The organism is Asaia sp. BMEF1 (assembly GCF_051628905.1).
GTDB lineage: Bacteria > Pseudomonadota > Alphaproteobacteria > Acetobacterales > Acetobacteraceae > Asaia.
The window spans coordinates 2,836,105-2,851,522 of the sequence record NZ_CP157575.1 but is presented as its reverse complement, the minus strand read 5'-3'; the positions used below and the strand labels follow the sequence as shown (position 1 = coordinate 2,851,522).

General features: G+C 60.5%; 14 protein-coding genes. All 14 read right to left on the bottom strand.

From position 1 onward, the window contains the following. Positions 1–210: 210 nt before the first annotated feature. The 14 genes from rplL to fzlA all read right to left on the bottom strand — a co-directional run bounded on the left by rplL (position 211) and on the right by fzlA (position 15,390). On the bottom strand, positions 211–585 hold the full coding sequence (gene rplL / locus ABHV46_RS12695) for a 50S ribosomal protein L7/L12 (protein WP_023979011.1): 375 nt from the start codon (positions 583–585) through the stop codon (positions 211–213). A gap of 78 nt (positions 586–663) precedes the next feature. After that, complete coding sequence (rplJ, locus tag ABHV46_RS12690; protein WP_336946728.1) at positions 664–1,182, bottom strand: 50S ribosomal protein L10; 519 nt, start codon at positions 1,180–1,182, stop codon at positions 664–666. Between the two features lie 294 nt (positions 1,183–1,476). Beyond that, complete coding sequence (gene rplA, locus ABHV46_RS12685) at positions 1,477–2,169, bottom strand: 50S ribosomal protein L1 (RefSeq protein WP_336946660.1); 693 nt, start codon at positions 2,167–2,169, stop codon at positions 1,477–1,479. Between the two features lie 4 nt (positions 2,170–2,173). Continuing rightward, complete coding sequence (gene rplK / locus ABHV46_RS12680; protein ID WP_023979014.1) at positions 2,174–2,608, bottom strand: 50S ribosomal protein L11; 435 nt, start codon at positions 2,606–2,608, stop codon at positions 2,174–2,176. Positions 2,609–2,711: 103 nt separating this feature from the next. Then, positions 2,712–4,334, bottom strand: a complete 1,623-nt coding sequence (locus ABHV46_RS12675; protein WP_438381754.1) for an efflux transporter outer membrane subunit — start codon at positions 4,332–4,334, stop codon at positions 2,712–2,714. Beyond that, complete coding sequence (locus tag ABHV46_RS12670) at positions 4,331–5,611, bottom strand: efflux RND transporter periplasmic adaptor subunit (RefSeq protein ID WP_336946662.1); 1,281 nt, start codon at positions 5,609–5,611, stop codon at positions 4,331–4,333. Before ABHV46_RS12670 ends, ABHV46_RS12675 begins: the two co-directional genes overlap by 4 nt. After that, the gene (locus ABHV46_RS12665) at positions 5,608–8,778 is read right to left on the bottom strand and encodes an efflux RND transporter permease subunit (protein WP_438381753.1); all 3,171 of its coding nucleotides are present in this window, start codon (positions 8,776–8,778) and stop codon (positions 5,608–5,610) included. The genes ABHV46_RS12670 and ABHV46_RS12665 overlap by 4 nt, the downstream gene beginning before the upstream one ends. Positions 8,779–9,017: 239 nt before the next feature. Then, complete coding sequence (locus tag ABHV46_RS12660) at positions 9,018–10,445, bottom strand: sensor histidine kinase (RefSeq protein WP_336946664.1); 1,428 nt, start codon at positions 10,443–10,445, stop codon at positions 9,018–9,020. Beyond that, positions 10,432–11,157 (bottom strand): response regulator transcription factor, encoded by a 726-nt coding sequence (locus tag ABHV46_RS12655; protein ID WP_336946666.1) that lies wholly within the window; start codon positions 11,155–11,157, stop codon positions 10,432–10,434. Before ABHV46_RS12655 ends, ABHV46_RS12660 begins: the two co-directional genes overlap by 14 nt. A 47-nt stretch (positions 11,158–11,204) precedes the next feature. Further along, entirely contained in the window at positions 11,205–12,437 is a 1,233-nt protein-coding gene (locus ABHV46_RS12650; protein WP_438381752.1) for a DNA recombination protein RmuC, read from the bottom strand. Between the two features lie 116 nt (positions 12,438–12,553). Further along, positions 12,554–12,805 carry a hypothetical protein gene (locus ABHV46_RS12645; RefSeq protein WP_438381751.1) on the bottom strand — a complete coding sequence of 84 codons (252 nt, stop codon included), beginning with the start codon at positions 12,803–12,805 and terminating at the stop codon, positions 12,554–12,556. A 94-nt stretch (positions 12,806–12,899) separates the two neighbouring features. After that, a complete protein-coding gene (locus ABHV46_RS12640; RefSeq protein ID WP_438381750.1) occupies positions 12,900–13,436 on the bottom strand; it encodes a type 1 glutamine amidotransferase domain-containing protein in 537 nt (178 codons plus the stop codon). Between the two features lie 106 nt (positions 13,437–13,542). After that, on the bottom strand, positions 13,543–14,721 hold the full coding sequence (locus tag ABHV46_RS12635; RefSeq protein WP_438381749.1) for an NAD(P)/FAD-dependent oxidoreductase: 1,179 nt from the start codon (positions 14,719–14,721) through the stop codon (positions 13,543–13,545). Further along, the gene (gene fzlA / locus ABHV46_RS12630; RefSeq protein ID WP_336946670.1) at positions 14,722–15,390 is read right to left on the bottom strand and encodes an FtsZ-binding protein FzlA; all 669 of its coding nucleotides are present in this window, start codon (positions 15,388–15,390) and stop codon (positions 14,722–14,724) included. Positions 15,391–15,418 lie beyond the last annotated feature (28 nt).

The following is a 15,418-nucleotide window of genomic DNA, read 5'->3' as shown; positions in this document are numbered from 1 at the left end:
CGGGTCGTCCGCGCCCCGGAAATCTCGAGACGACGGGCGACCGGAACGACCGGCGCCATGAATTTCTGCCATACTTGCGCGACAACCGGCCCTTATACAGGGTTTGTCCGCAACGGCAAATCGGGCGGAAACCCGAAAGGATTTCCGCCCTGACCTGTCTCAATCCACAACCGGCCTCGTCCGGGGACGAAGCGCGGTTCGTGGGCTTGATTACTTGACTTCGACCTTGGCGCCGTTGTCTTCGAGCAGCTTCTTGATCTTCGCTGCTTCGTCCTTGGAAACGCCTTCCTTGACGGTCTTCGGAGCGCCTTCGACCAGGTCCTTGGCTTCCTTCAGACCCAGGCCCGTGATGCCACGGATTTCCTTGATCACGTTGATCTTCTTGTCGCCTGCTTCGGCGAGGATCACGGTGAACTCGGTCTGCTCTTCAGCAGGAGCAGCGGCAGCAGCCGGACCAGCAGCAGCAACGGCAACCGGAGCAGCAGCAGAAACGCCCCACTTCTCTTCGAGCAGCTTGGACAGTTCAGCGGCTTCGAGAACGGTCAGAGCGGACAGTTCGTCAACGATTTTGTTCAGATCGGCCATGATAATGGTCCTTTTGTATAACTGGTTTTCGATTCACAACACACGCCCCGAGCGCGGGGCGACGCTGCGTAAGACAATTCAGGCTGCTTCGCCGGTCTTGGCATAGGCGCCGAAAACGCGAGCAAGCTGGCCTGCCGGAGCCTGGACAACGCCTGCAATACGCGTAGCGGGGGTAGAAATCATACCCACCAGCTGCGCACGCAGTTCGTCCAGCGACGGCAGGGCGGCAAGAGCCTTGATACCATTCGCATCGAGCGTCTGGTTACCAAGGGAGCCACCGAGCACCACAAGCTTGTCATTCGTCTTGGCGAACTCGACGATCGTCTTCGCCACTGCAACAGGGTCCTCGGACCACGCAAGCGCGGTCGGGCCCTTCAGCAGCGGAAGAATTCCGTCGAATTGGGTCCCATGCAGAGCGAGGCTGGCCAGCCGGTTTTTCGCAACCTTATACGTCGCACCCGCCGCACGAACGCGTCGACGCAGCTCCGTCACATCAGCTACCGTGAGACCTTTGTTTTCGGTCACGACAACCATGGACGTGCTGTTGAACACGTTGGCGAGGAATTCGACGAAGGCCCGTTTTTCCTGACGGTCCAAATCCATTCTCCTCGTCAGTCCGGAAACCGGAGCTTCCAGACCGGGTTACCCATGACACTTCCCCAGAAACGGAAAAGTGCCGCTCGCCTGTCCATTCAATCGGAACCCAGCATTCCGGCAGGTTGCCCTGCCCTGTCTGCTGACGCCCCGTCTCCCGCTCGCGGATCTCTCTCAAGATCCCTTAGACTGTTTCGTGAAACAGCACGCCCGGTCTCGGACAGGTTCGGAAGCGGGAAGAACACTTCCCGCCCCTACGCCACCGCACGGCAAGGCCGCGCGGCGTCATCTCTCAAATCAGGCCGTGAACGACGCCACGTCGACGCGCACACCCGGACCCATCGTGGAAGACAGGGCTGCCTTCTTCAGGTAGGTGCCCTTGGCACCGGTCGGACGGGCCTTCTGGACGGCATCGACCAGGGCCTTGATGTTCTCGACCAGCTTGTCTTCGCCGAACGAAGCCTTGCCAACGCCAGCATGAATGATACCGGCCTTCTCGGCGCGGTATTCGACCTGACCGGACTTGGCTGCCGTAACGGCACCCTTGACGTCCATGGTCACCGTGCCGAGGCGCGGGTTAGGCATCAGACCACGCGGGCCGAGGATCTTACCCAGACGACCGACCAGCGCCATCATGTCCGGGGTCGCAATGCAGCGATCGAACTCGATTTCACCGTTCTGGATCTTCTCGGCCAGATCTTCTGCACCGACGACTTCCGCACCGGCAGCCTTGGCTTCTTCAGCCTTCGGGCCGCGAGCGAACACGCCCACGCGCAGGGTCTTGCCCGTGCCGTTCGGCAGTGAGATCAGACCACGGACCATCTGGTCGGCGTGACGGGGATCGATGCCGAGGTTCAGCGAGATTTCGATGGTCTCGTCGAACTTTGCCTTGGCATTGCCCTTTACGAGAGCCACGGCTGCGCCGAGGTCATACTGCTTGTCGGTGTCGACCGTAGCGCGGGCGGCGGTCAGCCTCTTGTTCTTGGCCATAGGATCAGCCCTCCACCACGTTCAGACCCATCGACTTGGCCGAACCGGCCAGCATGCGCACTGCGCCGTCGATGTCATTCGCGTTCATATCCTTGAACTTCTCTGCAGCGATCTCGCGCAGCTGCGCGGTCGTGACAGAACCGACAGCGGCGGCCTTGCCGACAGTCTGGCTGCCCTTGGAGACCTTGGCGGCCTTGAGCAGGAAGTAGGTGTTCGGCGGGGTCTTGGTGACGAAGCTGAACGTACGATCCGCATAGGCCGTGATAACGACCGGGATCGGCATGCCGGGCTCGAGAGTCTGCGTCTTGGCGTTGAACTCTTTGCAGAACTGCATGATGTTCAGGCCGCGCTGACCCAGGGCCGGACCGACTGGCGGCGACGGGTTCGCCTTGCCTGCCGGGATCTGCAACTTGATGTAGCCAACAACTTTTTTGGCCATATCCGGGACTCCTTGATGGTTTGCCCGAACCGCGGTTCCAGTGAGGGGCTGCCTGCCTTGCGGCTGACGCACCCTCTCCCGCGTTCCGAATTGGAGCGGCCCCTTAACGCCCCGAGGGAGCGGCTGTCAAGTCTTTCATCGGAGGATTCGGGGACGATACGCCGCTCAGATCCTGATCGGCCGGGGCTGTTCGCGTATCGACATCGCCCGCCGGACGCGGGTGGTGCAGCCCGTCATATTGCAGGATGCCGAAGGGGTTGATGTCCTTGACCGCAGGCAAAGCAGAGCGATCCCAGCCACCGCCAAGGGCCTTGATGAGGCGCACGCTGGCCTGAACCTGGATGGTCTGCGCCTGTACCGCGTCGATGCGCGCCACGAGCGCTGCCTGCTGCGCCACGACCACATCGAGATAATTGGTCAAACCACCCGTATAGAGCGCCATGGTCATGCGCTGCGTACGCAAGGCGGCGTCGACCGCCGCCATCTGCTGCTTCTGCTGATCGGCAAAGGCCTGGGTCTGCGAGATGCCATCCTCGACATCCTGAAAGGCCGAGAGCACGGTCGAGCGGTAGTGATCGGCGCTTTCGCGATATTGCGACCAGGCACGCTGAAGGGCGGCGCGGCGCAGACCACCGGTAAAGAGCGGCTCGACCGCCTGCACCCCATAGCTCCACATCGAGTTGCCAAGACTCGCCAGATCGAAGCCGTTATTCATGAAGCCACCGTTCAGGCTGAAGGTGACATCGGGATAAAAGGCAGCCCGCGCCACGCCGATGGCGCGGCTATTGGCAGCGAGATTGCGTTCTGCCGAGGCAATATCGGGGCGACGCTCCAGCAATTGCGACGGGAAGCCCGACGGAATGCGCAGGATCGTATAAGGCAGCACCTGAACCGTAGACGGCGCGATATGAAAGCTGCCCGGCACCGTGTTCACCATGACGGCAATGGCGTGTTCCATCACCTGACGCTGCGCGCGCACATTGCTCTGCGACGCCATGGTGGCAAAAAGCTGGTTTTCGGCGCGCGAGACATCAAGCCCTGCGGCGATAGCCCCGGCCTGACGCAACCGGGTGATTTTTACGGCCGTCTGATAGTAGCGGATCGAATCGTCATAAACCGCGTATTGCGCGTCGAGCCCGCGCAGGCCGAGATAGTTCGAGGCCAGTTCGGCCTCGAGCATCAGACGGAGATTGGCGTAATCGGCCGCACTTGCCTGCGCCATGTTCTTCTGCATACGCGTCGCGTTGCGGATACGGCTGAAGAAGTCAGGCTCCCAGGTCGCGGCGCCGCTGTAGAAGACGCTGGATTCGGTTGTGGGAGAGTTCGCGTTGGCGCCACGCCACAGACGGGTCAGCGACGTCTTGTTGTTAGACATGCCTGCCGAACCGTTGAGCTGCGGGGCGAGCTGGGCCTGTGTCTCTCGGGCGATGTCGCGCGACTGGGTGAAGATTTCCGCCTGGGCCTGAAGATCGGGGTTCGAGGCCAGCATCTTCTCTTCGAGCGCATTGAGCTGGGGATCGTGGAAGACTTCCCACCATTTGCCCTTCGGCACGTCATCGGCGGGTCTGCCATCTACCAGAACGCCCTTGCCACCCCAGCCATTGGGATAGATGAATTTCGGGGCCTCATATTTCGGCGCGAGATCGCAGCCCGAAAGAAGCGACAGGCTCAGAACCGCGCCGGCAACCCCGCCGCGCAAGGCACGGCGCTTGAAACCCACTCTCATCGACGCGCCCCGTTTTCGTTGCCACCGTCATCGTCTTCGGGTGAGACGGATTTGGGTGCAGGCGCAACGTTCTTGCGCGGTGCCGCCGTCACATCGTTATAGCCCCGCGTCGCACCGACCACCTTGACCTCATCTCCTTCGAGCATATCGGCCGTCGGGTTGGCCACGATCTGGTCCTTCGCCTCGATACCGCCCAGAATCTGGATGGTCATGCCGTAATTGATGCCGGTTTTTACGTCGATCAGATGAACACGATTATCGACGATTGTTGCAAGCTGCGTGCCCTGCGCACGGAAGATAAGCGCATTGACCGGCACGATCAGCACGCCGGGTTCGCCCGGCGCGGTGAAATGCGCCGTCGCGTAGGAATCGGGCCAGAGCGTGCCGTCCTCGTTACCCAGTTCGAGCTCGGTCGTCACGGTGCGCGTTGCGGGGCTGAAAGCCTGCGCTGTTGCGAGGAAGCTCGCCTTGTATACCCGCCCCGGGAACTGCGGCAGGGTCAGATTGGCCGCCAGCTTGTCGGAAATGACCGCCGCATAATCCTGCGGCACCGAGACGAACACGCGCATGCGATGGGTGTCAGCAACCGTGAACAGCTCTGACGCGCTGCCGCGTGCATTGAGGTCGCCGCCGCCCGCATTCACATAATCGCCCACGTTCACGAGGCGCGACGTCACGATGCCATCGAAGGGTGCGACAATGCGCTTGAAGTTTTCCAGCGCCTCGAAACGCTCGACCTCATGCTGGGCCTGATCGACCTGAGCCTTCTGAGCGGCAGCATTGGCCGCCTGCACATCGACTTCCTGTCGCGACACGGCCTGCGTATCGCGCAGATCGGCCCAGCGCTTGGCCGTGATCACTGCCAGCTTGTAGCGGGCAAGCACGACATTGTAGTTCGCCTTGGCGGCCTCGTACTGCGCATCCAGGCTCGGGGTGCTGATCTCGGCCAGAAGATCGCCCGATTTCACATGGGCGCCGTAATCCTTGTACCACATCTTCACATAGCCAGAGACCTGCGCGTAGATCGGCGCCTGATACCAGGCGGCCAGATTGGCTGGCAGATCCAGGTGACGCACGGCTGGGCCGGGCTGCGGGTTGATCAGACTGACGCGGGCACGGGCATTGTCATCGGCCTCCTGCTCGAGGCTGCTGTAGTGCATAGAGCGCCCGAGAATGCCCCAGGCGGCGATGAGCAGGGCAACACCCAGCACGATGAGGATGACAAGGCGGCCCCGCTTGCGGTTCGGCTCGGCACCGGGATTTTGGTGCTGGGTCATGCGTGGGCTCCCTCATCTCCGCGTTCGCGCGGCTTTCTGTAATGGACGATGGCAAAGACACAGGGGACGAACAGGAGCGTCGCTGCGGTCGCTACAATCAGGCCACCGATGACGGCCTTGCCGATCGGGGCGTTATCGGAATTGCTCATGGACATCGGCACCATGCCGATAATCATGGCGAGTGCCGTCATCAGCACGGGGCGGATACGCTCATAGCCCGCTTCGAGAGCAGCTTTAAGCGCATCGCCATGAATCTCCATTCGCTCACGCGCAAACGATACAACCAGAATGGCGTTGGCCGTGGCCGTACCCATGCACATGATGGCGCCGGTGAGCGCAGGCACCGAGAGCGAGGTGTGGGTAAGAAACAGGCTCCAGGCGATACCGCCCAGCGCACCGGGCAGAGCCGTGATGATCACGAACGGATCGAGCCAGGACTGAAAATTCACGACGATGATCAGATAGACCAGCGTAATCGACATCGCGAGACCGACGATCAGCTGCGAATAGGCATCTGTCATCGTGACGGCCTGACCGCGCACGACAAGATGCGAGCCACGCGGCAGCTCCGACCTCATCGAATCCGCCACACGCTGCACCGAGCGCGCCACCGTACCCAGATCGAGATCCTCGTTCGAGGCGTAGATATCGAAGACCGGCATGATGTTGTAATGCGCAACTTCAGCAGGCGTACCTGTCTGCTCGATATCGGACAGTGCCCCGAGAAGCTGAGGCTGGACATTGGTCGGATTGCCGTCGCCACGATCGATCGGCAGGGTTTTCAGGTCGTTGAGCGTCTGGAGATAATTAGCGGGCGTCTGCACATCGATAAGCTGCGCCACGCCCGACGCATTCAGATAATAGACCTGCCCCACCTGGGCAGAGCCCGACAGCGCGACCAGCGCATTCTGCGCGATATCCTGCTCTGTAATACCCGTACCGAGAGCGAAGCTGCGCTTGGCATTGATACTGAGTGTCGGCTGCGTCATGGGCTGCTGGATCGACACGTCCGTGATGCCCGGAATGGCGGCAAGCTTGCGGCGCAGTTTCTTGGCAAAGGCGAAGTTGCCGTAGAGATCGCGCCCGACCACCTGTACGTCGAGCGGCGCAGGAAGGCCGAAATTCAGGATTTTCGCCGTCAGATCGGCAGGCTGGAACGTGATCTGGGTGCCGGGGAAGGCTTCGATCAGAGCCGCACGTATCTTGCGGCGATATTCCGCGATCGGGCTCTCATCGTTCTTGAGCGAAACCGTGATGTCGCAATCTTCCGTGCCGACAGTTGGCGTCGGGATGAAGGCCTGGTTGAGCTGAGAGAAGGGCAGACCGCAATTATTGAGCACCGCGTCGATCTGGCCCGGCAGGACTTCATGCATCTTCTTTTCGATCAGCACTGAAATCTTGCCCGATTCTTCCAGCCGCGTGCCGATCGGCGCGCGCATATGCAATTGCAGCGTGCCGGATTTGATTTCGGGAAAGAAATCCTGCCCAACGAAGAAATAGAGCCCGCTCGATGCAATCGAAATCGCCATGAAGAACGGCACGAATTTCGCGCGTTCTTCGATCAGCCCAGCCAGCACGATCTTGTAGCGCTCGCGGAAACGGGTGAACCGGCGCTCGAAGCCGCGCTGGAAGCGACCGAAAAATCCGGGCTCCCTGCCATCATCGCCGCGTTCATGCGCCGCCACCTGGGCGGGAAGCATCCAGTTGGCCATGGTCGGGACCAGCGTTCGTGACAGAATGAACGACGCGATCATGGCGAAGATGATGGCTTCGGCCATGGGCATGAAAAGCCAGCCCGCAACGCCCGTCAGCTCAAAGAGCGGCAGCCAGACGATACAGATACAGGTGGTCGAGACGAAAGTCGGCACGACGATCTGGTTGGCCGCATCGATGATGGCCATTTCCAGATCCTTGCCCATTTCGAGATGGGCATCGATATTTTCGATCATGACGGTCGCGTCATCGACGAGAATACCGACCGCGAGCGCAAGACCGCCGAGCGTCATGACGTTGATCGATTGCCCGGCAAGGCTCAGCCCGATGACCGAGCAGAGAATGGCAAGGGGGATGGAGGTCGCGACAATCAGCGTCGAGCGCCACGACCCAAGGAAGAGCAGAACGGCGAGAGAGGTCAGGAGGGCCGCGATGATCATTTCGCGAACGACGTCTTCGACCGAGTCTTTCACAAAGCCCGAGGCATCGGTCAGGATCTTGATGCTCGTGCCCTTGGGCAGGGTATCGATGACCTGGGGCAGCAATTTCTTGACGCCCGCAACCACGTCCAGCGTCGAGGCGTCGCCGCTCTTCATGATGACCATCATGACGGCCTGACGCCCCTTCACGAGCACCATATTGGCCTGTGGCGGTCCGCCGCGATGCACATAGGCAACGTCGCGCAAATAGACCACGGCATTGCCCACCTGTTTAATCGGCAGGTTGTTGAAGGTCTCGACCTCACGCGGCTGGGCGTTGGTGCGCACCATGTAATCGAACGGTCCGACACGCTGATCGCCCGCAGGCAATACGATATTCTGCTTGTTGAGCGCCGTGCTGACATCCACCGCAGAAAGATTATGCGCCATCAGCTTGGCGGGATCGATATCGACCGTGATGTAAGGCGCAAGACCGCCATAAGGGTTAGGAATCGACACGCCCGGCACGGAAATGAGCTGCGGCCTGATGAGATTCGAGGCCATGTTGTACAGCTCGGAACCGTTCAGCTTGTCCGAGTTGATCTGCAGCGTCAGCACCGGCACCGACGAGGCGTTATAGGCCAGAATCAGCGGTGGCGTGGCCCCCGTCGGAAGCTGCTTGATCACGGTCTGGGAAACGGAGGTGATCTGCGTCTGGGCAACGGACGTATCGGTGCCGGGCTGGAAATAGACCTTGACGATACCGCGACCGTAATAGGAGCCGCTCTCGATATGCTCGATATTATTGACCGTCGTGGTCAGGGTGCGTTCGTAATAATAGACGACACGCCCCGACATGTCCTCAGGCATGAGCCCGAGATAGGACCAGACAATCGCGACAACCGGAATGTTGATATTCGGGAAAACGTCTGTCGGCGTCTTGATGACCGAGCGAACGCCGAAAATCACGATGAAAATGGACAGGACGACGAAGGTATAGGGCCGCTTCAGCGCGGTGATGACAACCTGATTCATGCAGATGTCCCGTGGTGCGACCCGCTACCTGCCCGATGCCTGCGCTGATAGACCGGCATGAGGAATCCCCATCCGTTTCCCGATATCATCAAGGACATTCCTTTTCCTGTTACGTCCAGAAATACAAATACGCCCGGAGGCGACAAGGAAATTTCCTTTTAAGTTCCGATCTGGAACGACCTTTCATCTCTCTGTCACAACAGCCACTCTGAATCCGCCGGCCAGACAAAACCCCACGTTCAAACGCTTTCGGGCGCAACCGAAAGCTGGAAAACCATCTCGAAAGCACATCCCGGCGCCTCGGCCGGTCCATCGCCATCGGCAATCGCAAGATCGACGCCGTGCAGCCTGAGAATGGCCATGACCAGACTGAGTCCGAGTCCGCTACCAGGAACGTGACGGCTTTTATCCGAGCGATAGAAACGCCCCAGAACTGCTTCACGTTCCGCCTCGGGAATGCCGATGCCGGTATCGGCCACACGCAGCCTGATCACGCCGGGGCCAGACACCGCAGAGATGGTCACGCGCCCCCCGGTGGGGGTGAATTTCATGGCGTTGTCGAAAAGATTGGCCAGAACCTCGACCAGCAGATCACGATCGCCAAAAGTCGTCATGGCTTCAGCGCAGGCGCCCGCCTTTTCCTGCGCGACCGCATTGATGAAGATAAGACCGTTGGTCTCGGCGATCGGCTCGTAAAGATCGACGATATCGGCCACCAGATCGCCCAGATTGACCTGAGCGAAGCCCGCGCGACGGCGCCCATTCTCGATTTCACCGATACGCAGCAACGCGGTGATCACCGAAAAACACTGGTCGAGGTCAAGCGTTGCCCGCTCGATGACCGAGTTCAGATAATCGGCGTCATGGGGGCTCGATGTTGCCCGCTCGAGCCGCGCCCTTACTCTTGAGAGCGGCGTGCGCAGATCATGAGCGATGTCGTTACCCACATCGCGTATCTCATCCATGAGATGTTCGAGACGGTCGAGCATGCGATTGACCGACCCCGCCAGACGCTCCAACTCGTCACGCTCACGCGCTGCGGGCAGACGCTCATGCACGTCGCCCTGCATGATTCGATCTATGGCTTCATGCATGATTTTCACACGCGCCAGAGCACGGTGACTGAGCACCACGCCGGTCAGAAGCGCGAACATCACAACGGGGAAGACAGAGAGCAGCGCCCCGCGACGGATCATGTAGCGCAGTTCGGAAAGCAGATGCAGCGAATGAGCCAGCACCAGAACGCGCCCGCCCGGCACCCTGACCGCGAGAAACCGCATTTCATAGGGGGCGTCATCGGTCGGCGAAAGCGTGAGGCGATGCACCTTGCCATCGACGACCAGCCCCTCGGGCCAGCTCTTCAGATCGCCTGCGATATGACGGTAATGCCCGTCGAAAAGCCCGACCCAGTTGATGACGACGCGCAGCTCGTTGGAGGCACGCTCACGGACCTGATATTCGAGCCGCTCCGGCGTTTCCTGCACCAGCACATCGGCTTCGCGATGCAGGATACCGCTCGAGCGCTCGGCCTCGAAATGCGTCATCTGCACGAAAAGCAGCACGAATTGCAGCACCATGCCGCAGATGATCGCGGCGACAAACGCCAGTGTCAGCCGGAACGTCGCCGTGCGAAAAATACCGAAGCGGGAATTTTCAGAGAGCGACACGCAGCATGAACCCCGATCCTCTGATGCTATGGATCAGGGGTGTTTCGCCTGTACCATCGACCTTGCGTCTCAGCTTGCCGATATGCACATCCACCAGATTGGTCTGGGGAATGAAGCGATAATTCCAGACATCTTCAAGCAGCATGGTGCGTGTCAGAACCTGATTGGGGCGGCGCATCAGATATTCGAGCAGACGGAATTCGCGCGGCAGCAACTCGATCTCGCGCCCCTCGCGCATGACGGTGCGATCGATCAGATCCATATCGAGCGGACCGACGCGCAAAGTGGTCGCACGCGTATCGTTCGGACGGCGCAAAAGCGCCTCGATACGGGCCACGAGTTCATCCATGGCGAAAGGCTTGGTCAGGTAATCGTCGCCCCCCGCCTTGAGACCCGTCACGCGGTCATCGACGGCAGAGAGCGCTGAAAGCACCAGAACCGGAGACTGAACATTCTGGCTGCGCAATTTTTCGATCACGGAGAGCCCGTCGAGCAGCGGCAGCATGCGATCGAGCACCATGAGATCGTAGGACTCGCTGATGGCCGCTTCGAGCCCCGCCTGGCCGGTCGAGACATGGGACACGGCAAAGCCGCGTGCCGAAAGCTCCTCGACCACTTCACGGGCAAGGGTATCGTCATCCTCGACAAATAACAGGCGGGCCTTGGCAGGCACCTCAGGCGGGGCAAAAGAGAGGCTCTGATCCGGTGTCATGCTGTCATCTCTGCCCAAACCCTTGCTGCTTCGATAGTAAATTCGGCTTAAAGCTCTTCAAGTGTTTCAAGGTCGTCGCCCGGCGCCTGCCCGTCAAGACCGCGCAGTTTTCTCCCCAGAACGCGTGTGCGTCTTCTGGCTTCGTCGATGGTATTGCTCATGGCACCAGCGCCACGCGAGAGTTTTTCAAGTACGCCATCCATGCGCAGCATTTCCTGCCGCGTCAGCCCGAGCAGGCGCGCGATGGCATCGGTGCGCTCTTCGAGCGCCAAAGTCACATATCCGAGATGAACGGTGCGCAGCAGCGCCGGCATGAGAGACGGACCCATGATGATTACACGATGCAGCCGACCGATCTCGTCGATCAGCCCCGGAATACGCGCCACTTCCATATAGAGCCCGTCTGTCGGCAGATAGAGCACGGCAAATTCGACCGTAATCGGCGGCTGGATGTATTTTTCACTGATCTTGCGCGCCTCCAGCCGCACGGCATTATCCAGCGCACGTCGGGCAATGCGCTCGGCCGCCTGATCGGTACGGTCGACCGCATCGAGCAGGCGCTCATAGGCCTCGGTAGGGAATTTGCTGTCTATGGCAAGACGCGGCGGCACGGCACTGCGCACGGGCATACGCAGCGCGAATTCCACTGCCTCGGTGCTGTCGCCCACGCGGAAATTGCTGTCATACGACCCAGCAGGCAGAATATCGTCGAGAATGGCGCGCAGCTGCGCCTCACCCCAGCCGCCACGGGTTTTGACGTTGCCGAACAGCCTTTTGAGATCGCCGATCTGCGCCGTCACGGCAGAGACCTCGCCAATGGCTTTCTGCATGGCAGAAAACTGTTCAACCACGCGCTGAAAAGAGGTCTGCATCTGTTTTTCGACAGTGACGTGAAGCTGCTCGCTGACCGAGGCCTTGATCTGGGCGAGCTGCTCGGCATTTTCGCGCATCATGTCGCGCAGCATTTCCGACTGGGCGAGCCTCGTTTCGGCCAGTTCCTGACCCAGACGATGGCTCAGATTCGCCAGACGGTCGCTCGTATCGATGCGCTGCTGGTCAAGCCGTGCGCCCAGCGCACGCTCGGTCTCGACCAGCGCCTTGCGCTGAAAATCGAGATCGGCGCCGCGCTCTGCTGCCTCACGCTCCAGCAGCACATAGATGCGCGAAAGGAGATCGCGATCCGTCCCGCGCCGCGACAGGCGTGACCAGAGAAAGACCGCTACGGCCAGTGCCAGAACGGACACGAGCCAGGGGAAAAAACTGAAGAAATCCTGCGACAATTCGGGCTCCGTATTCTGCCCTCTCTATAAGAACAAAATAGGAATAGCGAAAGGCGTTTCGCGACGCCCTCCCCTTCAGTCGAACGTCGTCAGAACAACGCCATCAGCAGCGATTGTCAGGGCTGGTGGATGTTTCCGTAGGAAGCGGCACCGATACCGGGGCAGGAGCACGGATTGCCGAGCGGCACCTGCGTCGGCATCTTGCAGGTATAGATGCCCGCCTTGCAAGTGTATCCATAGCCCACCACCTGCATACCTGGCGGCGTCGGGCCAGGCGCTGCGGTGCCTTCGCAGGCAGCGAGCAGCATCAACCCGGCCAGACCGCCTAGAAGGCGGGCGGAACAGCGAAACGATGTCGAAGACGTCATGATAATCCCTTTTCTGCTTGGGGTCCGGCATCCGACCGCTCGGATCGGTTCGGACCTCTTCGTTGCGAAGAACGACCGAGAATGAAGGCGGTTTTCAGGCAGTTTTGTCACGATATTGCGCCACTACCGCCGCGCAGAAAGCGGGCAGGTCGTCAGGGCAACGCGAACTCACCAGATTGCCGTCGATCACGACCTCACGATCCATCCAGTTTGCGCCTGCATTGAGCAGGTCGGTCTGAAGTGAGGGCCATGAGGTGAGGCTGCGCCCCTTGACGCCACCGGCTTCGATCAATGTCCAGGCACCATGACAGATGCTGGCGATCGGCTTGCCCTCAGCCACGAAACCACGAAGAAAGGCGATCGCCGCCTCGTCGATGCGCAGTTTGTCGGGATTGGTGGTACCACCCGGCAGGACGATACCGGCCAGCTCCATATCGGCGGCAGCGCCGATCGTCGCATCGACCTTGTGACGCGACACAGGCGTGACGTCGCCCTCCATCGCCTGGATCTCGCTCTTCACGGGAGAAACGAGCAGGGTCCTGATACCGGCACTCTCGAGCGCCTGACGCGGTTGGACGAGTTCGCATTCCTCGACACCATCGGTTGCGAGAATGGCCACGCAAAGAGTCATGAAATCGACCTCCTGAGACGAGGCCGCGTTGCGGCGGCCTTTGAATGAGCGTGGGCTCAAGACGTATCAGGACAGGAGCGGTTCGAAAACCCGAGGTGTCAGACGCTCAGTGCCTCCCGGCAATCGCCTTGCCTGCCGCAACACCGCTCGACCATGCCCACTGGAAATTATACCCGCCAAGCCAGCCCGTTACATCCACCGCCTCGCCGATAGCGAACAATCCCGGCACGTCACGCGCTTCCATGGTCTTGGAAGACAGCATACGCGTGTCGATGCCGCCCTTCATCACCTCGGCCTTGGCATAACCTTCAGTGCCCGACAGCCTTGGCTTCCAGGCGGAGATTTGCGCCGCCACAGACGCAATACGCTTGTCCGGCAGATTGGCCAGCGTGCAGGTCAGGTCGGAGAGCGTGTTCTCGGCAATATGACGCGCCAGACGCTGGGGCAGATCCTGCAAAAGCGACGGTGGTTCGGCGCGCGGCCGTGCCTTCTTGATGGCCCCGAGCGCCTCCTTCGCATCCTGACCCGGCAGCATGTCGATCAGCGGCGCATCGAGCGGGCCGTCCTGATAGGAGGAAATCTGCAAGATGGCAGGGCCGGAAATGCCACGATGGGTGAAGACCATCCCGTCGGCAAACCCGATCTTGCCCATGCTGGCACGCACCGGCAGCGACACCCCGGCCAGTTCTGGCAAAGGTGTCTCGAGTGTCAGCGGCACGAGGCCCGGCACGGTCGGCACGACGGACAAGCCGAACTGACGCGCAAGACGCAGCGACAGATCGCTGGCCCCCAGCTTGGGTATGGACAAGCCACCCGTGGCAAGCACGACGTTGCGGGCGCTGAATTCACCCGCATCGGTCTGGACGTGAAACACATCGCCTCTGGTCACATTGCGGATGGCTGTATTGAAGCGCATCTCGCACCCTTCGGCCTCACGCAGGAGCAACGAGACGATCTCGCGGGCCGAATTGGCGCAGAAGAGCTGCCCTTCGGCTTTTTCTTCCCACGCAATACCGTGCCGCTCTACCAGAGCCAGAAAATCGCGCGGCGTATAGCCCGCCAGCGCCGAGCGCATGAAGTGGCGGTTGGCCGAGAGGAAATTATCGGCCTTCGCGCCGAGATTGGTGAAATTGCAGCGCCCGCCGCCCGAAATCAGGATCTTGCGCCCGGCTTCTGCCGAATGATCGAGCACGAGCACGGACGCTCCGCCCCTGCGCGCCGTGGCAGCCGCCATCAGCCCGGCAGCACCGGCCCCGAGAACGATGGCATCGAAAATCTTGGTCATTCAGAAATCCAGATCGGCGTAATGCGCAGGCGGGTTGAACCCGTTCACACGGTCGTTGAGCAGCGATCGAAAGCTGGGGCGGGATTTCATGCGGGCATACCAGTCCTTGGCGGCAGGCGCCTTGGACCAGTCGATATCGCCTATGAAATCGAGGCAGGAGAGATGCGCCGCCGCCGCAAAATCGGCAATCGACAGCATGTTGCCTGCAAGCCATGAGCGCGTTTCTGCCAGCCAGCCGATATAATCGAGGTGAAAGCGCATATTGGCATAGCCCGCGCGCAAGGCCGTACCATCGGGATTACCCCGCCCGGCCAGACGCTTGTCGACCTTCTCACCCAGAAGATTGCGCGAGACCTCATGGCCGAACTTGCCCTCGAACCATGCCATGAGACGACGTACCTCGACACGCTCGGCCAGAGTGCGCCCCATGAGCGGAGCATCGGGATAGGCCTCTTCGAGATATTCGCAGATCACCCAGGCATTGGGAATCGACAGCCCGTTCTCTTCGACGAGCAGCGGCACATCACCCGCGGGGTTGAGCGCGAGATATTCCGGGCGGTTTTCCCAGATTTTTTCGGTCTTGGGTTCGTAGGGTAACCGTTTCTCAGCGAGAACAAGCCTGACCTGACGGCTTTGCGGCGAGAGCGGCAGATGGTACAGAATGCGCATCCTGCATTCTTAAGCGTCTGCCCCGTGG